The sequence below is a fragment of the Glutamicibacter sp. TV12E genome (assembly GCF_052441935.1).
GTDB lineage: Bacteria > Actinomycetota > Actinomycetes > Actinomycetales > Micrococcaceae > Glutamicibacter.
This window is the reverse complement of the sequence record NZ_JBQVVF010000001.1, coordinates 1508359-1529361: the sequence shown is the minus strand read 5'-3', so window position 1 is coordinate 1529361 and position 21003 is coordinate 1508359. Positions and strand designations below refer to the sequence as shown.

Here is a 21003-nt window from a genome sequence, read left to right as displayed (position 1 = left end):
CCATGATCTCCCCCGCACTGGGATCCCATCATCCCGGCCGTTCATCGGGCCCGTTGCCCACGCCCAAGGTCCGCAAGCGCTATTGGATCACCCTGTGGATCCTGATCGGGCTGGCAGTGCTCTTCGCCTTCGCGACACTGGCCTGGGATAACCCCATGCCGCTGGGATCCACCGGATTCTGGGTTATCGCGAAGCTGCGCGCGAGCAATATCCTGACCATGGTGATCGTGGCGCTGTGCCAAGCCATCGCCACCGTCGCCTTCCAGACAGCGACCAACAACCGCATCATCACCCCGTCCATCATGGGCTTCGAGGCCCTGTACCGGGTGGTGCAGACCGGAGCGGTCTTCTTCCTGGGTGCCGCTGGCATCACATTCTTCACCGGAGTCAGCCAATTCGTGCTGCAGGTAGCCATCATGGTTGGGCTCTCGGTTGCCCTCTATGGCTGGCTGCTCTCGGGGAGGCTCGGCAATATCCAGATCATGCTGCTGGTGGGCATCATCATCGGCACCGGGCTGGGCTCGATTTCCACCTTCATGCAGCGCCTGCTGACCCCCAGCGAATTCGACGTGCTCACCGCCCGCCTGTTCGGCTCGATGTCCAACGCGGATATGAGCTACATGCCAGTGGCCATTCCATTAGTCGTGGTGGCCGGAGGCTATCTGGTGCTCGCTTCCAAGAAGATGAACATCCTGGCCCTGGGCAAGGAAACCACAACCAACCTGGGCCTCAACCACCGCCGCGAGGTCATGAAGACGCTCTTCTTCGTCTCCATCCTGATGGCTGTCACTACCGCGCTGGTCGGGCCGCTGACCTTCCTCGGATTCCTGGTGGCCACCTTGGCCTACCAGCTGGCAGACACCTACGACCACCGCTACATCTACCCGATGTCCTTCCTGATCGGCTTTGTCGTCCTGGCGGGCGCCTACTTCATCATGAAGAACGTCTTCTACGCCCAGGGCGTGGTCGGCATCATCATCGAAGCCGTCGGCGGCATCACCTTCTTGATCTTCATCCTGCGAAAGGGACGACTGTGATTACCCTAGAATCCGTCAGCAAGAAGTACAGCTCCACGGTCTCCATCGGCCCGGTGACCCTGGAGATTCCCTCCGGCGGCCTCACCGCACTGGTGGGACCCAACGGCGCCGGCAAATCCACCATGCTCACGATGGTGGGGCGCCTGCTGGGCATCGATGAGGGAACCATCGAAGTCTCGGGCTACGATGTCACGACCACCAATTCCAAGGACCTCGCCAAGATCGTGTCGATCCTGCGCCAGGAAAACCACTTTGTCACCCGGCTGACCGTGCGCCAGCTGGTGGGCTTTGGCCGCTACCCGCACTCCAAGGGCCGGTTGAACCAGGCGGACGAGGAAATCATCTCGCGCTCCATCGACTTCCTCGATCTGGGCGAGCTGGAGGGACGCTACCTCGACGAGCTGTCCGGCGGACAGCGCCAGCGCGCCTATGTCGCGATGGTGCTGGCGCAGGACACCGATACGGTCCTGCTCGATGAGCCGCTGAACAACCTGGACATGAAGCACTCGGTGGTCATGATGCAGCATCTGAAGCGGGCTGCGGCCGAATTGAACCGCACCATTGTCATCGTGCTGCACGACATCAATTTCGCCGGACACTACGCCGACCACATCTGCGCGATGAAGCACGGCAAGGTCGTGCAATTCGGTTCCCCGGAGCAGATCATGCGCGACGACGTTCTCAGCGAAGTCTTCGAGACCCCGGTTACAGTGATCCCCGGCCCCAATGGGCCGTTGGCCGTGTATTACTGATCCCGGGGACTGCGCGAGATCCCGCATGGCGCCGGCGCCGGTCGCCGCATCGCGGAAGCTGCCGTGCGCCTTGCCTCAGCAATCCGCCTGCTGCGCATCGGAGGCGAAGTCCCGATAGGCATGGGCCACCCGGGCCAGATAGCTGGAGATGGCCAGGCGCTCGGGGCCGGAAAACCCCGCAGAAGCGTCGTTGAGCGCCGTGACCAGCGGGGCAAGCTCGGTGCGGACCCGATCCGTCGCCCGGGCCGTAGGCATGAGCCTGAATCGGCGGCGGTCGCGCTCATCCCTGATCCGCTCGACATGCCCCGCGGCAACCAGGCGGTCAATCACCTCCGTCGTCGAGGAGCGGGTGATGGCCAAGCGTTCCCCGAGCTCCCCGGGGCTCAGCGCGGTGGCCGAGAGCGCAATATATTCGATGGCCAGGGCATCCGTGGCATTCATCGCCATCCTGCGGGCCAGCTCCGCGCTGGCGGCGCCGAATGCGTCCTGGAGTTCCCGCAGGGCAGCGGCGGACAGTTCCTGGTTGTGGTTGGGGTCAAGGCTCACCTAGTGATTCTAACCCACAATATGCTACGGTTACCGTACTACTTCCCTTCATGAAAGATGCCATGCCTTCGCCCGCCTCCAATACCCCTGACCGAGATGCCACGCCGCCGGGATCACCCAAAAAGCGCTCTCGGCGCCGGTTGTGGACCATCATCCTCATCTCCGTTTCAATCCTCATCCTCGGCGCCCTGGCAGCCTCGATCGTATGGGTTTCGTCAAGCTTTCCTGCAGACGCGCAGCGGCTGGAAAGCGTGCAATCAGACGAGGATCTGACCTACGAGGACCTCGGCAAGGCCATCAAGCTACAGCCGGCCCAAGAGCCAACCGGGCAAGGCCTGGTCTTCTTCCCGGGCGCCAAGGTCGAGCCCCCGGCCTACGCATCGGTACTCTCGGAAGCGGCTGAAAACGGAGTGACTGTCCTCATTGCCAAGCCGCCGCTGAATATCGCGCTGCTCCACCTTGGAAGCCTCGACGACATCATGGATTTGGCGCCTGAAGTCGATTCCTGGGCTGTCGGAGGCCACAGCATGGGCGGAGTCAAGGCTTGCGAATACGCAGACGACCAGCGGGTGGCGAAGCTGCTGCTCTTCGCGTCGTATTGCGCGTCCACCGAGGTGGAAGACCATCCAGGCCTCGATGTGCTGGCCCTCTACGGCGACCGGGACGAAGTCATCAATAGGCAAAAAGTCGAAGGCTTCGAAAACCAGTTCTCGGAGAATGCCAGCAGCGCCACCCTGAACGGCGTGACCCACGCGCAGTTCGGCGACTACGGCCTCCAGCCAGGTGATGGCACGGCGTTGGTTTCACTATCCGAAGCCCACCAGCTGATCTCCGGACGCTTCCTCCCCTTCCTCCTAGACCGTTAGAAGATCCATGTCGAATCGGCCTTCCTCCGCCACCCCCGTGAAGAATCCCGCATCCCTGGCGCGCACGTTCCGCCTGCCCACCCGCCTGGACCGCAAAGTCACCGTGCTTGCCTGGTGCTCCTTCGTGGCCCAAGTCCTCGTTATCGCAACCGGAGGCGCCGTGCGCCTTACCTCCTCTGGCCTCGGCTGCCCCACCTGGCCCTTGTGCACCCAGGAATCACTCGTGAACACCCCTGAAATGGGCATCCACGGGTTGATCGAATTCGGGAACAGGACCCTGACCGGACTGGTTGGCGGGCTCGCTCTTGCCGTGCTCCTGTGCGTCTTCCAGCTCAGAGCACAACGCAAGGACCTGTACATCCTGGCCAGCTCGGTACTTGTCGGCGTCATGGCCCAGGCACTGGTCGGAGGAATCACCGTCCTCACCGGGCTGAATCCGTTCATCGTCGGATTCCACTACCTGGCGTCGCTCACCCTGGTCTGCCTCAGCGCGCTTTTCGTGGACCGGCTGGGAGCCGGAGCGAGTACCCCCGCGAGCTTTGCCTCCCCGCGATGGCTGAAGAATAGCCTGTGGGCCAATTCCAGCCTCACCGCCGTGACGGTCATCCTCGGTGTGCTCACTACCGGAGCCGGGCCTCATTCAGGGGACGCGGCGGCAGGAAGGAATGGATTCAATGCGGTGATTCTCCAGCATGTCCATGCCTGGCCCAGCTACCTGCTCATCGCGATGACGTTGATCCTGGCCCTGGTGCTTCACTCGAAGAAGCATGAATCATGGAAGTGGGCGGCTCTGCTGGTAGCCATCCAGGCACTGCAAGCAGCCTTGGGCATCTTCCAGGCCAGAAACGGCTTGCCCGAACTGGCGGTCGGGTTCCACATGGTTCTGGCATCTCTTCTGGCTGCCGCCACGGCTGTCATGTTCGTCCGCACCCAGGGACACCTGCTACGGGGTATGGAAGATGTGGCATGAAATGAACAATCAGCATGCCGAAGCGTTCGGGCCAATTGCCCGGTGCACGGTGGAACGATTAAAGAAGAAATCTGGAATTGACGGGATTCGCCGCAAACGGAAGTAGCCCAAGACTCTCTTCGCGGACCCGGAAACATGACCTGTGGATCTGGCGGATCGCCAGTTCACCGCTGCAGCACCATGCAAGCTCTGGGTCGCTGACATCACCTATATCCCTACCCGGGCTGGGTGGGTCTATGCCATGTTCATTCTTGATGTGCTCAGCCGCGAAATCGTGGGCTGGCAAGTCGCCAACCACATGCGAGAGTCACTGGCCAGGCACGCATTAATGATGGCCCCTGCCAAGAAATACAGGGATGGCGAAGACGTGACCGGACTCGTCCACCACAGCGACCGCGGCGTCCAATTCCTGTCCATCAGATAGGGGCAAGCTCTGGCCGAGTCCAAGGCCATCGCTTCGGTGGATTCCTAGGGCGATTCGTTCGACAACGCCATGGCCGAGGCGCTCAATTCGGTCTACGATGCAGAATTGATCAACCGGCGTGTGGTCAGGGCAGGTTGAAGTTATGGCCGAGGCCCTGAGGTGGGTTGGCTGGCACAACACGAAGAGGCTGCACTCAGCACTTGGCTAGAGGTCGCCAGCCCAGATCCATCAACAGTGGGACGAACAGAATTGCACGGTCGTGGAAGCCTCGCAGGAAAACTAGTTGAGAATCCTCTTCTAAACCCGGGGCTTGACACCATTCGAAACTAACTTTCATGCACTTGTGTTCCTGCACCATTTTTTGGGGCGGCGATATTTCGATAACACCGCCCCAAATCTTTCTAATAAGTAAACTACTTGTCCGTTGGCGGACTCAGTTTTTCGAACGCAAGCGGGCATTGGCAAGCACCGGAAGGCCCGTGCGAACACGTTCGACTTCCTCAGGATCAATGTCAACGATGCGTAGGGCAGGTGCATCACCTAAGTCTTCCAGCACGGTTCCATTCGGTGCGATAAGAGAGCTATGCCCCACGCCCAGCGGGTCGTTGGTCACCAGCGCCCCGGGCACTGTATGCGGGTCGGCTTGGTCTACAGCCACTACATATGTAGTGCTATCCATCGCGCGGGCACGGGTTGCCAGCTGCCACTGTTCCACTTTGCCCGGCCCCATGGCCCAGGATGCGCACACGATGTTCACCTGAGCTCCATTGGCCGCGTTCGCAAAGAAGATTTCAGGGAAGCGCACGTCATAGCAGGTAGCAACTCCGAACGTTACACCGTCCACCACGAAGGTAAGTGTCTTGTCACCCGGAGTGACGGAATCCGACTCCTGGTAGCCGTAAGCATCGTAGAGGTGGATCTTGTCATAGGACCTGTCCACGTGAGGTCCGGTGATGAGCAGTGTGTTGCGGACGCGTTCGCCTTCCCCGGGGGTGAATATGCCTACCACGATAGTGATGTTGTGTTCGGCTGCTATGGCACGCACGGCGTCAGCCCAGTCCGCGCTGTTCTCCTGAGCTACTGACTGCAGATCATTGCCGAATGAACGCATCGTCGCCTCCGGGAAAACAATCAGCTGTGCACCCTGTGCAGCAGCCTCGGCGCTGTGGGATTTCACCAGCTCGAGGTTTGTTCGGATGTCTGCAGTACTGAGGATCTGCGCAAGTGCGATTTTCATTCGTTTTCTCCTAGTAGTTAGTACGTAAAGCCGTTGAATGCTTCATTGGGCCGTAAGATCAAAGCTTGCGGCCCAATGAAGATCATTGTGCTCCCGTTGCCGCCCGGTTAGAACAGCCAGGGTGCCCGTTCGTGATTGAAGTCTTCGAAGCTTCCGAACTTGCCGGCATTGAACGCCAGGCCGCTGCCGTCGCGGTCGCGGCTGGCCACGACCTGGCCGAAGAAGACCTGGTGGTCGCCGATGTCGTACTGGTGCACGACTTGGCACTCCAGCTGGCTCAGCGCCTCGGCAACCACCGGCAGGCCGCCGGGGGTGGTGTCGAAGCTGCCTGCCTCGAAACGCGATCCTCCGCGGGTGGCGAATTGGCGGGCCACCGCCTCCTGCTTGGCGCCAAGGATGGAGATCGCAAAGCGCCCTCCATCGCGGATGGCATCCCCGGTGCGGGTGTTGAAGTTCAGCGACACCATCAGGATTGGAGGCTCCAGCGAGATGGAAGTCAGCGAGTTGATGGTCATGCCCGAGCCTTCGCCCCCATGCTCGGTGGTCACCACGGCGACGCCGGTCAGGAAGCGGCCCATGGCCTGGCGCATGGCCAGCGGGTCCGGTGCGCAGAAAGTCTGTGGCAATGCCATGGCTAGCTGTCCTTCTGGTAGTAGCGGACCTCGAACATCTTCGCCCCGTTCTCCGAGATCCACGGTCCGTGCTCCATTCCCGGCGGGCGGGTGGCCCAGTCGCCAGCCCTAAAGGTCTGGCCCAGGCGCTGGTCCACGAAGGAGCCCTCGAAGATGTAGACCTCTTCCCAGAAGTCGTGGCGCAGCGGGCCGTTGGGGCTGGTGTCGGTGCCCGGCTCGAACTTCAGGATGCGGGTGACCGCATCGGAGGAGTCGTCGCGGGCCAGGATGGCCTCGGACAGGCCCTCGACATGCGGATTGCAGTTGCTGAACTCGACGCGGGAGGCCGGTCCGAATTCGTACTCTGGCTTTGCCATGTTAATTCTCCTCTTAGTTTGATGCAGCCAGGATCGAGCTCTTGGAGCTGTAGCTGGCCAGGAATTCGTCGAGCTGGGCCACGTGCTTCTCGTAGCCGTAGTTGCGGAAGGTGTACGCGCCCTTGACCACGAACGGGGCGCCGGCGTAGAACATCTCGTACTGCTGGTGCCGGCCGGCGAATTCCGTGCCGATGATGTCCCAGGCCAGCCGGAAGAGCTTGATGCGCTCCTCGCTCTGCACATCCGGCGAGGCGATGTAGCGCGCCACATCCGGGCCGGTGATCGGGCTGTGCATGTCGTTGACGCCCGATGGCATCTGCAGCACGCCGCCGCCCACCAGGTCGCGCAGGATCTCGATGACCTTCGGGTAGGTTTCCGACTGCAGGCCCATCACGCCGTACAGCGCGCGCTTGCCCGGGATCAGGCAGCCTGCCTCGTCCACGGTGGCGGTATGCTGGGCCGCGATCAGCGCGGACTCCACCGAGGAGATGGTCGCGGCCAGCTCGCCCAGCTTCTCCTGCACGCCCGGGATGCGCTCGGTGCCGTTGACCTGGGTGATCTTGCGGGCCACGGCTCCGATGAACTGCAGCTTGGTGTTCAGCCGGGTCTGCGCCTGCCAGTTGCCCAGCGCGTGCGCGCCGGTGTCGAAGAACTGGCGGCGCAGCTTCTGCGGATCGCGGTCGATGAACACCCGGTCCCAGGGCACCAGCACGTCATCGAAGATCACCAGGGAGTCCGGCTCATCGTACTTGCTGGTCAGCGGGTAGTCGTAGTCGCTGGAGGCCTGCGGGGCGAACGGGCGGCGGCACAGCAGCTTCAGGCCCTCGGTGTCCACCGGCAGGGCGAAGGAGACGGCGAAGTCCACATCGTCCGGGCCCAGCGGCTTGATGCAGGTGATGAAGATTTCATCGGCGATGGCCGCGCCGGTGGCGAGCATCTGCGAGCCCCGCACGATCAGCCCCTGATCGGTTTCCCTGACCACGCCCACCTGCAGGAAGTCGCCTTCCCAGCCCGAGGCGGTGGTGGCGCGGGAGTATTGCGGCGGGATGATCGCGTAGGAGACGTACAGGCTTTCGCGCAGGATGCGCTCGTAGTAGCGTCGCACGTTGCCGGCGAAGTCGCGCTCCGGGTGCTCGAAGACTTCAGGGTGGGTGCCGAAGGCGGCGAAGAAGGTGCCCACGTGGTCCGGGCTGCGCCCCACCCAGCCGTGGGTGTGCTCGGCCCAGCGCTGCACCGCGTCGCGGCGGCGCTGCATCTGCTCTGCGGTGCGCGGTGCGCTGAAGACCAGGTTGGCCGGGCCGTTGATCTCCTCGGCGTGGTACTGCATGTTGCTGGCCGGGTCGGCGGCGATGTCGTAGAGCTCCGCGACGGTCTTGGCCACGCTGGCGAAGGCCGGGTGGTTGGCGACGTCGCTGACCACCTTCCCGTCGAGCAGGATTCGGCGGTTGTCTTTCAGGGAGTTCAGGTACTCGGTTCCGGTACGCATGTGCTTAGGCTCCTTCGTGATGGATGGTGTAGGTGTGGATCAGGGTTTCGCCGCTGGGGAGCTCCAGCTCGAGCCGCCAGTGCGTGCCATAGGTGAACTTGCCGCCGATCACCGGCAGGGTCCCGCCCAGGCAGGCGAAGTCCCCGTCGCCGATGCCATGGCGCTCCAGGAAGAGCCCGACCACATTGGCCGGGGTGCGCAGGTTGTCCAGCGTTCCGTCCTGGTAGAGCACCCCGTCGACCCAGCTGCGGGCGCGGGCCCCGTCCAGGCTGAAGGCTTCCAGGTCATCGATGGCCACCACCTGGCGGGATACCGGCTTGGGGCAGGCCCGCTTGGAGTCGGGGATGTCCACGGCTTCGAGTTCGCGGTCGGTATGGTCGGAGGCCAAGCCGAGGTAGTAGCGGCCGCGGTGGCGGATGTACAGCGGCTCCACCTCCCCGCTGGTGGCCTTGCCCGCGCTCTGCAGGGATTCGGCGCTGGTGAAGGTGCTGGCCTCGACCGGGTAGAACATCGGCACGGCCGGCGGCGGGGCGATGCCAATGGCGGCCAGTTCATCGATGTGCTCGCGCACCGCGTGCTCATCGCGACCGGTGTAGCCGGCGACCATTCCGGTGAAGTCGGCGAGAGCCAGGCGTTCGCCGGTTCCAGCGACCTCGAACTCGAGTAGGGATGGTGTGCTGCTGCTCATGCGTTGCTCCTGGCAGTTGTCTGGGTAAGGGTTATCGAAGGGTCCAGGCTTGCGAGCACCAGCAGGCCGAAGTCGGCGTGCTGCACGGTGCCCCGGGGCTCGGATCCGGTGAGGTGGACAAGGTTGAAATCCATGGATCATGGCCTTAATGGACGGTTTTTGGGTGCACGGAACCACGCCCGGACGCCGCTGGCGTCGGGCCGGGGTGCCTCAGGGGTGTTTTCTAGCGGGCCCTGCGGGCGCTGATCGCGTCCCGGGTCGAGTGGATATGGCGCCGGGCGGCCAGTTGGGCCTGCTCGGCATCGCCCGAGGCGATGGCCTGCAGCATGGCCTCATGTTCAGCCAGCACCGCCGCGTAGCGTTCTGCGGTGGCGAGCACCGCCTGGATTCCCACGCGTTCCTGCTTGATACGCTGGGAGTCGTAGACCTGGGCCAGGGTGGCATTTCCGGCCGCCTCGACGATGGTCTTGTGGAATGCGATGTCGAGCTCGATGAACTTGACCGCGTCATCCAGGCAGCCGCGCTGCTCATCGAGCAGCTGCTGGAGCCGGTTCACAGTCTCCGGCCGGCGCTGGGCGACCTGGCAGGTCGCCCATTCCCCGATGACCTGGCGGACTTCCATGATCTCCTCGATGTCCGCGGCGGTCAGCGCGGGAACATAGATGCCCTTGTGCGGAATGCGCCGCACCAGGCCCTCGGCCTCCAGCCGCAACAGCGCCTCGCGCACCGGGGTCCTGGAACTCTGCGCGGCTTCCGCGATGGAGTTCTCGCTCAAGAACGCCTCCTGGTCCCATGGGAGCTCGGCAATCTGCTGGCGCAGCCACTGGTAGGCACGCTCGGGCGCAGTGGCGGCTGGTGTCTGGAATATGCTCATGGTCCATGTCCTGGTGTGGTGTTCTCGAGGCAACGATGCAAGCCCTTTCTCTTAGCTTATGCGTCCAGGTCGGTCAGCTTGATATTCTTCGTCTCCTTGGCGCACGCCACGGAGATGACCGAGATCAGGCCCATGGCCGCCAGATACAGTCCGATGGCCATTCCGGTGCCGAACCCCTGGTACAGGGCCAGGGCGATCAGCGGGGAGAGCGAGCCGGCAATGAGCGAGGCGATGTTGTAGGCCACCGAGGTTCCGCTGTAGCGCACTTCGGTGGGGAACAGTTCCGAGAAGAATGCCCCGATGACCGAGCTGTAGGCGGAGAAGATCAGCAGCCCGCCGACTGCGGCAATCACGATCATCGCGGTGGAGCGCGTATCGAGCAGCGCGAAGAAGGCGAAGCCCCAGGCCATGGTCGCCACCGAGGCGGCAAACAGGATCGGCTTGCGGCCCAGCTTGTCGGCGAGGATGGCCATCAGCGGAATGGCCACCACCGCCACGCCCTGGCCGATCATCACCGCGCCCAGCCCGACCCCGCGCTCCAGCTTCAGGATCTCGGTGACGTAGGTGATGATGAACAGCGAGTAGATGTAGAAGCCCGCGTTTTCCCCCATGCGGCTTCCGGCGGCGATCAGGATCTGCCGCCAGTTCCCGCGCAGCAGCCGTGCCAGCGGGAGCTTCCCCTTGGCCTGGCCTGCGGACTTGGCCTGCTGCGCCTTGAACAGCGGGGTCTCCTCCACGTACAGGCGCAGTACCAGCCCGATGATCACCAGCAGGGCCGAAAGCCCGAAGGCGATGCGCCATCCCCAGGCGAGGAAGGCCTCGGGGGCCATGGTGGCGGAGAGCAATGCGAGCACTCCTGCGGCCATCAGGTTCCCCAGCGGCGGTCCCACGTTGGGCCATGAAGCCCAGAATGCGCGGCGGCTCGAGTCGTTGCTGTATTCGGAAACCAGCAGGACGGCCCCACCCCATTCGCCACCCAGCGCGAAGCCCTGGATCAGGCGAAGCAGCAACAGCAGGAGCGGTGCGGCGATTCCGATGGCCTCATAAGTGGGGATCAACGCGATCAACGTGGTGGATACGCCCATGAGCATCAGGCTGGCCACCAGCGTGGCTTTGCGCCCGTTGCGGTCGCCGAGATGACCGAGAACGATGGCGCCCAGCGGGCGTGCCAAGAAGCCCGCGGCAAAAGTTCCCATGGCGAGCATGGTGCTCACGAAGGGGTCATCGCTGGGGAAGAACAACTTGTTGAATACCAGTGCGGCGGCGGTGCCGTACAGAAAGAAGTCGTACCACTCCACCGCGGTGCCGGCGAGGCTCGAAGCGGCGACAGTGGGAAGCGATGTGTGCTTGCGGATTTTTGGAGTAGATGCAGTTTCAGTCATCTAGTTCTCCTCTGTTTCACGGTGGAAGGGGGCGGCCGCTAGAGCCGCGATTTCAGGGTGATGTAATGCACATCAAGTACTGTAGACTAGTTGTATACAACTTGTCTACAACTTAGTTTTCCGTGGCACCCGCCATCGGCCGGAAACGCGGCCCCCTGGGCGGCCGAGGCCGGATTAGGAGCATGCTGGGCCGGGGGGGGAATTTTTCTGCAATTACCCAGCCCACGCTGGACTTTGTCGCCAACTGCCCCGATGCGATGGATTGTGAGGCTTGACACTGCCGGATTGCGGGCGCTGTAATTGAACCTTGAAACTAATTGGTCACGTGACCAACAAGCGCAAACACTGAGCATGACGCCTCAACGATGCGGCCAAACCCAGCAGGAAGGATTGCGAGCCATGAGTAGCGCGCACCTTGATTCCGAAGTCGCGGATTCCGCCAAACATCCAGAAAAACGCGGGATCGAATTCATCGCCCCCGCAGAACGCCACGGCACCGCATGGGCCTTGTTCGCAGTATGGGCCGCGCCTAACGTGAGCATCCTGAGCCTCACCATGGGAGCTACGCTCACCCTCGTGCTGGGCCTCGAGCTCTGGCAGGCGGTGCTCGTGATCATCGCCAGCAACCTGCTCTGGATCCTTCCGGGAATCGTCGCGGCCAGCGGCCCGTCGGCAGGCACTTCGGGTTCGGTGATCACCCGTGCCATCTACGGCATCCGCGGAAACCGCATCGTGATTGCCTTCTACGGCTGGTTCGTGTCGGGCATCTTCCTCGCCTTGAACTGGGTGGCTTCCACCTTCATGGGCGCAGAACTGCTGCGGCGCCTCGGCATGGGCAACGACACTCTGGCCAAGGCACTGGTGACCATTGCGGTGTCGGGAATCACCGTGCTGGTCGCCGTCTACGGCCACGGGCTGATCCTGCGCAGCTACTCGGTGGTCACCGCCGCTTTGCTCGCGATTTTCGTGGTAGTGACGGTGTTCATCCTGTCGAAGGCCGATTTCGGTTTCGTTCAGCCTGAGCCGCTGGGCGGCCTCGATCTGTGGATCTCCCTGAGCATCGGATTCGCCATCCTGGCATCCACCCCGTTGTCCTATTCCAACAGCGCGGATATGGCGCGCTACCTGCCCAGCGAAACCAGGACATCGCGCGTGATCGCAGCTACCGCGCTCGGCGGCGCGGTACCGGGCGTGATCTTCCTGAGCGTCGGCGCCCTGCTGGGAACCCTCGTTTCCTTCGATGCTCTGGAGATCGGCATCGACTTCGCGCTCATGGACATGCTGCCGGGCTGGCTCGGCGTGCTGCTGGTCGTGGGAGTGGTGCTGAACACTGTGGCGCTGAACGGCATGACCACCTACACGGCGAGCATGGTATTCCAATCCATCGGCGTGCCGATCAAGCGCATCCCCTCGGCCGTGCTGATCGGCGTGCTGGGCACAATCTTCACCTTTGTGCTTGCGGTCTCCACCTCGCTGATCGATGCAGTGAACCTGATGCTGCAGTTCCTGCTGATCATTTCGGTGCCGACGATCACCATCTACGCCACCGACATCCTGCTGCGCGGCAACCGCTACGATTCCCTGCAGCTGTTCGAGCAGTTCCCTTCGGGCAAGTACTGGTACCGCTCGGGCTACAGCGTCGCCGGGATCGTGGCGCTCGTGGCCGGCGGCCTGGCGTCGGCGCTGTTCCTCTCCACCGATGTCTGGGCTGGCCCCCTGGCGCTGCTGCTGGGCGGGATCGACCTTTCGGTGCCGGCAGGCATGGCCGTATCGGCCCTGGTCTACACGCTGCTGTTCAAGAAATCGGCGCGAAAGCAGGAGGTCGCCTGATGCCATCCTCGTCCCCGGCCCAGCGCGCCGCGGCGCATCCAGCGCGCTACCCGTTCGACGCCCCCGACAACCAACTGCTCGCCACCTGGCAGGAGGCCGGGCATAATCGCTGGGCTTTCACGCACATGGAGGAGGTCACCGCCCACGCGAGGATCACCAGGTCTGCACTGCCGGCAGTTCCCACGGTTCGCCTCGACGCCTTAGCGCAGTCCATGCCGGATCTGCAGCGCCGGCTCGAAGAAACCTGCACCGACTCCCTGGTGGTCCTGCGGGGCAATGACATCCTGGCCGAGTACTACCACGGCGGCAGCGATGCGGATCAGCCGCACCTGCTGATGAGCGTATCGAAATCCCTGTGCGCGCTCGTGGCCGGCGCCCTGGAAATGGAGGGGCTGCTGGACGTATCCCTTCCGGTGAGCCACTACGTCCCTGAACTGGCGCCATCAGCCTACGGCGATGCCAGCGTGCGCCAGGTGCTGGACATGCTGGTGGCAGTGGACTACGACGAAAACTACCAGAACCCGGCCTCCGAGGTGCAACGCCATGACCGTTCCTCCGGGTGGCGCCCGCGGCTGGACGGCGACCCGCGCAGTACCGGCGATTTCCTGGCCACGCTGCGCGGCAGCGGAAAGCACGGCGAGAAGTTCCAGTACTGTTCGGCGGGCACCGACGTGCTGGCCTGGGTGATCGAGCGCGCCAGCTCGCTGCGCTACGCGCAGGCGCTGGGCCGCTTCCTGTGGCAGAAGCTCGGTGCCGATCACGATGCCATGATCACCGTGGACGATCGCGGCTTCGGCTTCGCCAACGGCGGGATCAGCTGCACCGCCCGCGATCTGGCCAAGGTCGGCCGCCTCATGCTCGACGGCGGAATGGCCGCCGGAGGCCGCGTGGTCGAAGAAAGCTGGGTGGCCGAGGTCTTCGCCGGGGGCCTGCCAGAGCACATGGCCAGCGAGGGCTTCGCCCAGCTCTTCCCGCGGGGATCCTATGCCCGGCAATGGTGGTGCACCGGAAATGAGCGCGGCATCATCTCCGGCATCGGCATCCACGGGCAGAACCTCTGGATCGACCCCTCTCAGGACCTGGTGATCGTCAAGCTCTCAAGCTGGCCCGAGCCAGATACTGCCCAATGGCATGAGGTGCAGACCAACCTGCTGCTGGAGCTGAGCGAAGCGACCGCGCAGCTCGGCTAGATTCGGCGCCATCCCTTGCAAAACCCGTGCGGCCCATCGATCATTTCGATGAACCGCACGGGTTTTCTGCCATCTGCGACACGCTCACTGGCCAGTGCCAATAATCAAGGCTGGCGAAGGGGGCAAAGAAATGGTTGGTGCGCCGAGGCATTCCCGGACCCCAAGGCGCTCGCTGCCTGGGTCAAGAATAGGAAGCCGATGCCAGCTTCTGCAGTGTCTTCTTCAGTAAAAGACGATGACTCCCCGCTCTGTAGACGAACGCAGCCTGCTGCTGAGGGTGTGGTTGACCCGGATTGAGATCTGTAGTCATAGACGGCTCCGCGAGTGCGCTCACGGAGCTGGCCGTGGCCGGAGCATTTGGCTAAACCAGAGCATCTAGATACCGCTGTCCCGAAATGTCACGGAATACCCCTTGGCTGGTGATACGCCCCGGTGCTTCCCCATGCAAGGCTTCAGAGCAGATACTGGTCATTCGTTCGGGCTGCTTGCACCTCTCGATCTGGGACGCTCTATGCGCAGGCAGGCCCTGCTGGGTTGCCGGAGAATCCGTGTGATCAGTGCGAACTGGTGGTCATTGCGGATACGGCACCAGCAGCTGTGGCTAGCGCGTCGGTGATGGGCCGGTCGAGTAGCTGTTCAAGATCAGGGCTGGCGTTGCTGAGGAGCCCGTGCCGAATGCTGCTGGCAATCGAAGTCAGCATCGGAGGTTGGAACGGGAGCAAAGTTCCATCGTGGAGGAGCTGCGAACGATATTCGCTAAGGCTGATCTTCTGGTGACGGGCGCCGAGACGATCCGCAACATCTTTGACCGTGATCGGTGCTCCCACCAAATCGTAGGTCTTACCTGTGTGTGAGGCAGGGTCGCTCGCGACTATTGCTGCCACGGTAGCTAAATCTGCCCTGGCAACGGCAGAAAGCGCCCCGTCGCCAAAGGCTGATTCCAAACCATCAGACGTCCAGGTCAGCAATGCTCCGAAAAGTTCGGCATACAAGCCATTGCGCAGAATCGTCCAGCCAAGGCCGCTGGCTTTGACCAGTTTTTCAGTGGCGCGGTGGGCCAGCGCAAAACCGAGATGATCACCTGCGCTGGTCAGGCTCGTGTAAATCACATGATGAACTCCGTCGCGAACGGCAGCTTCGAGGACAGATTGATGACGTGCGATGACTTGATCGTCCTCGGCATACCCGGCCGAAACTAGGACAAGAATTGAAATACCCATGAAATCTAGACTCGTGGAATTGTCGAAATCAAGATAACGCTGGCCATCGCCGGCAGCGCGGCTGCCACCTATGGCTGGGATGTCCCGATCGGAGAGCGCCTGGAGTATGAGTGTTGCGAGCTGACCTTTTGCGCCTGTCACCATGATCATGTTGTTTGATTCTCCCAAGTGGTTCTTACCAGTAACTACAATCAGTCTCAACCGTTCCAAACAGGTCCACAAGAAGGCAGTTTGATGTCAGTGACGAACACCGAAGTAACCACTCAGCCAGCAGAGCTTGAGCCCTGCGGGCAACAGAACCACCCTGATTGCGGGATTCGGGACGTACTAGATCGGGTGGGTGATAAGTGGTCAGTTCTCGTGATCGTAGAGCTTGCGAACGGTGTGAGGCGCTTTAGACAGCTGCAACTCGCCATCGATGGCATCTCCCAGCGGATGCTGACACTGACCGTACGGCGGCTGGAACGTGATGGTTTGGTTCTTCGTACGGCCTATCCGACAATGCCTGCTCAAGTGGATTATCGGCTCACTGAGACAGGGGCGAGCTTGACCCACCTTGTAAAGGCGCTCGCTGATTGGTCGCTTGCGCACCGAGAAGAAATCAGTCATTCCCGTGAAATCTATGATGCCCAACATCCAGGGAACGAAATCCGGTAGCCGGCTCAGCGCAAGCCGCAGGTCTCAAGCCAGCGGCCCAAAGGCAAAGTAACCACACTCACCCCAAGCAGTAACCTCACCAGGCGTCCCTTGTTGAGTTGGCTGGCTTCGCTTTCCTGACGGTACCAAAACGCCAGTTGCGCATCTTGCTTCGATCCATACTGTCCACCTAGCCCGGTCGTCAGCTGCTCGCCCTCAAGGCCCTTAGCCCTCGGCAAGCGCACGAGGGAATGGGGAATCTGGCAAGAAGACGTGCAGGACGTACTTGCCCTGGGAAAAGTGACAGCGCTGAGAACCTGTCGCAGGCCCGCCTCCATGACGGTACGTCCGCGGGTGGTCTGCAACGAAGCCGCGCCTTGCACTTGAGCCTTCTGGATTAGACAGCCTCGTTGATAGCCCCTCCGCCAGAAGTTCGGGGGCCATGCGCCCATACATCCACGGCACGCGACAGTTGCGCCAAAAGCCGGTGCGGTTTTTCCTAGCTTCCGTTCCCTGGGGCGTCACACCGGTGGTCTTCCAGCTTGCCATCGACGATGGTGGCCAGCACCGGGTTCGCGGCTTGGGCCCGCGGTTCCAGACTGAGCGGGTCACGGGCGAAGATCGTCAGGTCGGCGCAGGCCCCGGGGGCAAGGATCCCCCCGCCTTCTTGGCCCGCAGCCAGGGCCGGGACGCTGGTCATCGCGTGATAGGCCTCGGCGGCGGTAAGCGCCTGCTCCAAGTGCAGCGGCATGGCCCCTGGCTGTTCCACCGGGCGGCGCAACTGCGCATCGGCCAGGGCGATCCGTGGATCGGCGGCACCGATGGGCCAGTCGGAGCCCAGCGCCAGCGGCGCCTTGGCCCGGAGCAGGTCGCGGGTGCGCCAGCCATGCGCGCTGCGCTCGCTTCCCAGCCGGACAGACCAGTTATCGCTGCCGTCGGGGCTGGTCAACCGGATTCCATGCACGGGTTGCACGCTGGCAATCACGCCGAGCTGCGCGAAGCGCGGCAGCAACTGGTCGCCGATGGATTCCAGGTGCTCGATCCGATGCGCCCCACCTGCGACGGGTCCGGCGGCCTCGATGGCGTCCAGCGCATAGGCCACGGCCGCATCGCCAATGGCATGCGTGGCGGTGGGGATGCCCCGGGCGCTGAAATAGGCGATGGCCCGGCGGTAGGCCTCGGGATTGCGCCAGAGGCTATCGGTGTTCTGGCCGTAGCAGTCCGGGTGGGCGAACCAAGCCGAGCCGTTATCCGCCGTCCCGTCCAGCATGAATTTCACCCCGGCGACTTGCCAGCGCCTCCCGCCCAGGGCCTGCTGTTCGACGGCGCGTTCCCAGGCCTCGGGCCCCGAATCGGCGGGGATCAGCGGGGAGCAGCGTACCTTCAGCGGCAACAGGCCGCGGTCGTCCAAATACTTATATACGGCCTCGGAGGGCTCTGCGAAGTCCAGAGCATGCACCCCGGTGAGCCCGCAGGCCGCCATCTGGCTCAGCTCGGCGAGGACATGGTCCGCTGCCTGCTCGATGGGCAGGTCCGGGTAGTGCGCCATCACCAGATCCATGGCCTGAAGCTCCACGATGTAGCCGGTGGGGGCGCCTTGAGCGTCCGTGTGGATCCGGGAGGCATCGGCGAACTGCTCGCGGCCGGTGATGCCCAGGTGGGCAATGACGGCCGGGCTGACCACCAGGGCGTGGGCGTCCGCGGTCATGTAGCTGATCTTCACCCCGGGGAAGCGTTCGCCGAGGATCTGCCCGCTGGGCTGGCCGTCGAAGAGGTTGACGTCGAGGTTGAAGCCGGTGATCCAGTCCCGCGTCCCGAGCTGATCAATGCGCTCGCCGGTTGCGGCCAGCAATTCGCCCAGCGTGCCGATGCGGTCCAGGTCGAGGGAAGTGCCGCGTTCGATGGAGCCCCAGACCGGGTGAGTGTGGATATCCACCAGACCAGGGAGGATCACGCCGTCGATCATTTCGATGCGCGTGTGCGCTGCGGCGTGTTCGCGCAGGATCTCGTCTCCGCCCATGGCCACGATGCGATCGCCGCGGATGGCCAGCGTCGTCGCTGCCAGCGGATCTCCGCCCGGGTTCCGAAGTCCCCGCGCACGGACAATCAAGTCTGCGTTCACTAGCCCCACCATTCCGAATTATTGGTGCTTACACCAATAGACTGTAGGTTCCAAATCTATTAGGGTAAACGCATGACGTCAAGCACTCCCCGGCCGCGGATACGCAAGAATCCGGAAGACCGTCGCGCCCAGATCCTGGACACCTCCGCCGCACTGGCGTTGCAGCTCGGCCTGGAGAAGGTCACCATGCGGCTGGTCGCTGAGAAGCTGGATGTGCGTCCGGGGTTGATCAGCCACTACTTCAAGAGCATCGACGAACTGACCTGCGCCGCCTTCGAGCTGGCGGCCTCGCGGGAACGCGAAGCGATTTTCTCGCAGGGGATGCTGGAAGGCGATGAACTGGGGAACATCTCGCAGTTCCTGTCCAACGTGTCCGCTCCGGACTTTGAGAATCTCGGCAAGCTCTGGCTCAATGCCCGCCACCTCGCCCGCTATCGCCCCTCCTTGCGCAGCCTGGTCAGCACGCAGGAAGCCCTCTCGCTCGCGGAACTGACCAAGCTGGTCACCCGCGCTCAGGAAGCAGGACGGATCACCGCGGCCGACGCCAAGCGGGCAGCCACTGGAATCTTCGTGATCATCGACGGAGCCGGCAGCTACGTCAACACCACCGATCCGCTGGCCTTGTCCGAGTTGACCCCGGTGATCCGCACCGCCGCAGAATTATTCCTGGAACTGCCCCCGGGCGGCCTCCCGCAGCGCTGAGCCGCGCCCGCCGGACGCCGCGTATTCGGAGCATCCCGCGGGATAGAACTTCCCAATCCCCAGCCCGGCCTGCTCCAAGGCCAGCAGGTTGCGGCATGCAGTGATCCCGGAACCACAGCAGGACACCGCACCGGGGATATGGCCGCGTCGATAGCCCTGCCCGCCGGAGGCTCCGTCGAGGCGCCAGCGGACTTCGGCAACCACCACCTCATCATGGTGGGCCAGCGGCCAGTCCCGGTCCACGAATGGCTCGATCGCCCGAGTCCCTGCAGATGCGTTCACCATGCTCCGAAGATACCGCCATGTCCGCATTCCAAGAAAGTTCACCTCGAATAGCGGAAAGCTGCTGGCTGGCGGGCAGTGCGGCCAGCAGCCCATAGACCGCGCCTGCAGCGCCCGTTACTATAGGAATAATTAATGCCGTTCATTTAGGAGTCCATGATGCCTGCCCTCGACACGATCATCCTCGCTGACACCATCCACAGCCTTGGCGGAACCGAGAACCACTCGGCCATCGGCATTGCCGATGGCATCATCCAGAAGCTGGGCACCCGGGAAGAGGCGCAGCAGTGGATCAAGCCAGGCGTAGCGGTCATCGACCATGGCTCGGCGACGATCACTCCGGGGCTCGTTGATGCGCACGTCCACCCGATCTACGGGCAGAACATCGCCCGCGGCATCTTCATGGGCGATGTGAAGGACGTCGACGAGGCAATCACGGTCTTCGGGGAGTACGCCGCGGCGCAGCCGGAAGATTCGCCAGTCCTCGGCTATGGGCTCAACGTGGCCATCTTCGGCACCGGAAAACCCAGCGGGTCTTTCCTGGATATCGCGGCGCCCGGACGCGAATCGTACATCACCTGCTTCGACGCGCATTCGGCCCTGGCCTCCCAGCCCATGCTGGAGGCTGCCGGGATCACCGGCACCGAGAAGTTCGCCGACGGCTCCAGCTTCGCCACCAACGAGCAGGGCGAGCCCAACGGCTTCATCCTGGAATTCGCCGCCATGGCCCTGCTGGAGAAGGCTTTGCCCACGCTCACCGCGCAGGACAAGGCCGAAGGCACCTTCCAGCTGCTGCGCGACATGGCCGCCAAGGGCCTCACCGGCGCCGAGATGCTGGATCTGGGAGACCCGGATTCGCTCCAGGTGCTGCGCTTGATGGAGGAGATCGGGGACCTGCCGCTGAAATTGCGTGTTGCCCCCTGGGTCATGGCCAGCGACGGGCCGCAGGCGGTGGACAAGGTCATCGAGCTGCAGGGAGTCCAAGGGCGGCGCTGGAACATCCGCGGCGCCAAGCTGATGATCGATGGCACCATCGACAACGGCACGGCCTGGCTCTACGAGCCGGACGCCGAAGGCGAGTCGACCGAATCCCTGTACCTCGACCCGCAGCAGTACCTGGCCAATCTGGGCCGGCTGGCCCAGGCAGGAGTCACCACCACGACCCATGCCATTGGCGACCAGGGTATCGGCTATGTCATCAAGGCGATCAGCGGCCTGCCTCAGAACGGGGTGCGGCACCGCATCGAGCATCTGGAAGAGATGACCGATGAGGATTTCGAGGCACTGAAGGCCAGCGGCGCGACGGTGAGCATGCAGCCGACCCACTGCACGCACTTCGTGCGCGCGGACGGCTCGGATCCGTGGTCGCGCCGCCTCGGCGGACACCGGGCGTCCTTCGCCTTCCGGCTGCGCGATGTCGCCGATGCGGGCATCACCCTCGCACTGGGTTCGGACTGGCCGGTGGCCCCCTACGATCCGCGCCTGATCATGGCCGATGCCCAGACCCGCCGGCGCACGGAAGTCGAAGGCAGCGATTCAACCGGTCCCCGGCATAAGCTCAGCGCACGCGAGGCCCTGGAAGGCTATACCGTCAATGTGCACGCCAGCACCGGCGCCACCGGCGGGCAGCTGGCCATCGGCGCCGCCGCGGACCTGACGGTGTTCGGAGCCGATCCGCTGATGATAGCCCCGGAAGAGTTGTGCACCGTCGACGTCGTGGCCACCTATGTCGATGGAAAGCGGACCAACGCCCGGTAGCACTTCCATGGGC

23 protein-coding genes are annotated in these 21003 nt (G+C 63.2%); 11 read left to right on the top strand and 12 right to left on the bottom strand.

The features are described 5' to 3' along the window. The first annotated feature begins 2 nt into the window (after positions 1 to 2). Positions 3 to 1037, top strand: coding sequence for an iron chelate uptake ABC transporter family permease subunit (locus tag ACT7DV_RS07130; RefSeq protein WP_444664794.1), 1035 nt, complete (start codon positions 3 to 5; stop codon positions 1035 to 1037). Next, complete coding sequence (locus ACT7DV_RS07125) at positions 1034 to 1789, top strand: iron ABC transporter ATP-binding protein (protein ID WP_444661539.1); 756 nt, start codon at positions 1034 to 1036, stop codon at positions 1787 to 1789. Before ACT7DV_RS07130 ends, ACT7DV_RS07125 begins: the two co-directional genes overlap by 4 nt. Positions 1790 to 1864: 75 nt before the next feature. Here the strand turns inward: ACT7DV_RS07125 and ACT7DV_RS07120 are convergent, their stop codons facing one another. Then, positions 1865 to 2335, bottom strand: coding sequence for a MarR family winged helix-turn-helix transcriptional regulator (locus ACT7DV_RS07120; protein ID WP_444661538.1), 471 nt, complete (start codon positions 2333 to 2335; stop codon positions 1865 to 1867). A 62-nt stretch (positions 2336 to 2397) separates the two neighbouring features. Between ACT7DV_RS07120 and ACT7DV_RS07115 the strand changes: the two genes are divergently transcribed. The 4 genes from ACT7DV_RS07115 to ACT7DV_RS07100 are packed head-to-tail and all read left to right on the top strand — an operon-like array spanning position 2398 to position 4595. After that, positions 2398 to 3201, top strand: coding sequence for an alpha/beta hydrolase (locus ACT7DV_RS07115; RefSeq protein WP_444661537.1), 804 nt, complete (start codon positions 2398 to 2400; stop codon positions 3199 to 3201). 7 nt (positions 3202 to 3208) lie between these two features. Then, a complete protein-coding gene (locus ACT7DV_RS07110) occupies positions 3209 to 4171 on the top strand; it encodes a COX15/CtaA family protein (RefSeq protein WP_444661536.1) in 963 nt (320 codons plus the stop codon). After that, a complete protein-coding gene (locus tag ACT7DV_RS07105) occupies positions 4161 to 4277 on the top strand; it encodes a hypothetical protein (RefSeq protein ID WP_444661535.1) in 117 nt (38 codons plus the stop codon). The genes ACT7DV_RS07110 and ACT7DV_RS07105 overlap by 11 nt, the downstream gene beginning before the upstream one ends. Before the next feature lie 36 nt (positions 4278 to 4313). After that, positions 4314 to 4595 carry a DDE-type integrase/transposase/recombinase gene (locus tag ACT7DV_RS07100; RefSeq protein WP_444661534.1) on the top strand — a complete coding sequence of 94 codons (282 nt, stop codon included), beginning with the start codon at positions 4314 to 4316 and terminating at the stop codon, positions 4593 to 4595. A 433-nt stretch (positions 4596 to 5028) separates the two neighbouring features. Here the strand turns inward: ACT7DV_RS07100 and ACT7DV_RS07095 are convergent, their stop codons facing one another. From ACT7DV_RS07095 to ACT7DV_RS07060, 8 genes are all read right to left on the bottom strand, one after another. Continuing rightward, positions 5029 to 5832, bottom strand: a complete 804-nt coding sequence (locus tag ACT7DV_RS07095) for a carbon-nitrogen hydrolase family protein (RefSeq protein ID WP_444661533.1) — start codon at positions 5830 to 5832, stop codon at positions 5029 to 5031. Positions 5833 to 5939: 107 nt separating this feature from the next. Further along, positions 5940 to 6464 carry a flavin reductase family protein gene (locus ACT7DV_RS07090; protein WP_444661532.1) on the bottom strand — a complete coding sequence of 175 codons (525 nt, stop codon included), beginning with the start codon at positions 6462 to 6464 and terminating at the stop codon, positions 5940 to 5942. Positions 6465 to 6466: 2 nt separating this feature from the next. Continuing rightward, entirely contained in the window at positions 6467 to 6820 is a 354-nt protein-coding gene (locus tag ACT7DV_RS07085; RefSeq protein WP_444661531.1) for a cupin domain-containing protein, read from the bottom strand. A 13-nt stretch (positions 6821 to 6833) separates the two neighbouring features. Next, the gene (locus tag ACT7DV_RS07080) at positions 6834 to 8306 is read right to left on the bottom strand and encodes a 4-hydroxyphenylacetate 3-hydroxylase family protein (RefSeq protein ID WP_444661530.1); all 1473 of its coding nucleotides are present in this window, start codon (positions 8304 to 8306) and stop codon (positions 6834 to 6836) included. Positions 8307 to 8310: 4 nt separating this feature from the next. Then, positions 8311 to 8994, bottom strand: coding sequence for a DUF2848 family protein (locus ACT7DV_RS07075; protein ID WP_444661529.1), 684 nt, complete (start codon positions 8992 to 8994; stop codon positions 8311 to 8313). Next, positions 8991 to 9128, bottom strand: coding sequence for a hypothetical protein (locus tag ACT7DV_RS07070; RefSeq protein WP_444661528.1), 138 nt, complete (start codon positions 9126 to 9128; stop codon positions 8991 to 8993). Before ACT7DV_RS07070 ends, ACT7DV_RS07075 begins: the two co-directional genes overlap by 4 nt. A gap of 89 nt (positions 9129 to 9217) precedes the next feature. Further along, on the bottom strand, positions 9218 to 9868 hold the full coding sequence (locus tag ACT7DV_RS07065; protein WP_444661527.1) for a GntR family transcriptional regulator: 651 nt from the start codon (positions 9866 to 9868) through the stop codon (positions 9218 to 9220). A 56-nt stretch (positions 9869 to 9924) separates the two neighbouring features. Then, positions 9925 to 11250: an MFS transporter gene (locus ACT7DV_RS07060; protein WP_444661526.1), complete on the bottom strand. Its 1326-nt coding sequence runs from the start codon at positions 11248 to 11250 to the stop codon at positions 9925 to 9927. A gap of 399 nt (positions 11251 to 11649) precedes the next feature. Between ACT7DV_RS07060 and ACT7DV_RS07055 the strand changes: the two genes are divergently transcribed. Then, positions 11650 to 13080 (top strand): purine-cytosine permease family protein, encoded by a 1431-nt coding sequence (locus ACT7DV_RS07055; protein WP_444661525.1) that lies wholly within the window; start codon positions 11650 to 11652, stop codon positions 13078 to 13080. Further along, a complete protein-coding gene (locus ACT7DV_RS07050) occupies positions 13080 to 14270 on the top strand; it encodes a serine hydrolase domain-containing protein (protein WP_444661524.1) in 1191 nt (396 codons plus the stop codon). The genes ACT7DV_RS07055 and ACT7DV_RS07050 overlap by 1 nt, the downstream gene beginning before the upstream one ends. Positions 14271 to 14824: 554 nt before the next feature. On the opposite strand, the gene ACT7DV_RS07045 is transcribed toward ACT7DV_RS07050, so the two are convergent. Next, the gene (locus ACT7DV_RS07045; RefSeq protein ID WP_444661523.1) at positions 14825 to 15712 is read right to left on the bottom strand and encodes an NAD(P)H-binding protein; all 888 of its coding nucleotides are present in this window, start codon (positions 15710 to 15712) and stop codon (positions 14825 to 14827) included. 12 nt (positions 15713 to 15724) lie between these two features. On the opposite strand from ACT7DV_RS07045, the gene ACT7DV_RS07040 reads away from it, so the two are divergent. Continuing rightward, entirely contained in the window at positions 15725 to 16147 is a 423-nt protein-coding gene (locus ACT7DV_RS07040) for a winged helix-turn-helix transcriptional regulator (protein ID WP_444661522.1), read from the top strand. A gap of 478 nt (positions 16148 to 16625) precedes the next feature. On the opposite strand, the gene ACT7DV_RS07035 is transcribed toward ACT7DV_RS07040, so the two are convergent. Continuing rightward, positions 16626 to 18248, bottom strand: coding sequence for an amidohydrolase (locus tag ACT7DV_RS07035; protein ID WP_444661521.1), 1623 nt, complete (start codon positions 18246 to 18248; stop codon positions 16626 to 16628). A 72-nt stretch (positions 18249 to 18320) separates the two neighbouring features. Here ACT7DV_RS07035 and ACT7DV_RS07030 point away from each other — a divergent pair, with 72 nt between their 5' ends. Further along, positions 18321 to 18950, top strand: a complete 630-nt coding sequence (locus ACT7DV_RS07030) for a TetR/AcrR family transcriptional regulator (RefSeq protein WP_444661520.1) — start codon at positions 18321 to 18323, stop codon at positions 18948 to 18950. Here the strand turns inward: ACT7DV_RS07030 and ACT7DV_RS07025 are convergent. Next, positions 18909 to 19235 (bottom strand): hypothetical protein, encoded by a 327-nt coding sequence (locus ACT7DV_RS07025; RefSeq protein ID WP_444661519.1) that lies wholly within the window; start codon positions 19233 to 19235, stop codon positions 18909 to 18911. The two genes, ACT7DV_RS07030 and ACT7DV_RS07025, sit on opposite strands and share 42 nt — an antisense overlap. 156 nt (positions 19236 to 19391) lie before the next feature. Here ACT7DV_RS07025 and ACT7DV_RS07020 point away from each other — a divergent pair, with 156 nt between their 5' ends. Beyond that, the gene (locus tag ACT7DV_RS07020; protein ID WP_444661518.1) at positions 19392 to 20990 is read left to right on the top strand and encodes an amidohydrolase; all 1599 of its coding nucleotides are present in this window, start codon (positions 19392 to 19394) and stop codon (positions 20988 to 20990) included. Positions 20991 to 21003 lie beyond the last annotated feature (13 nt).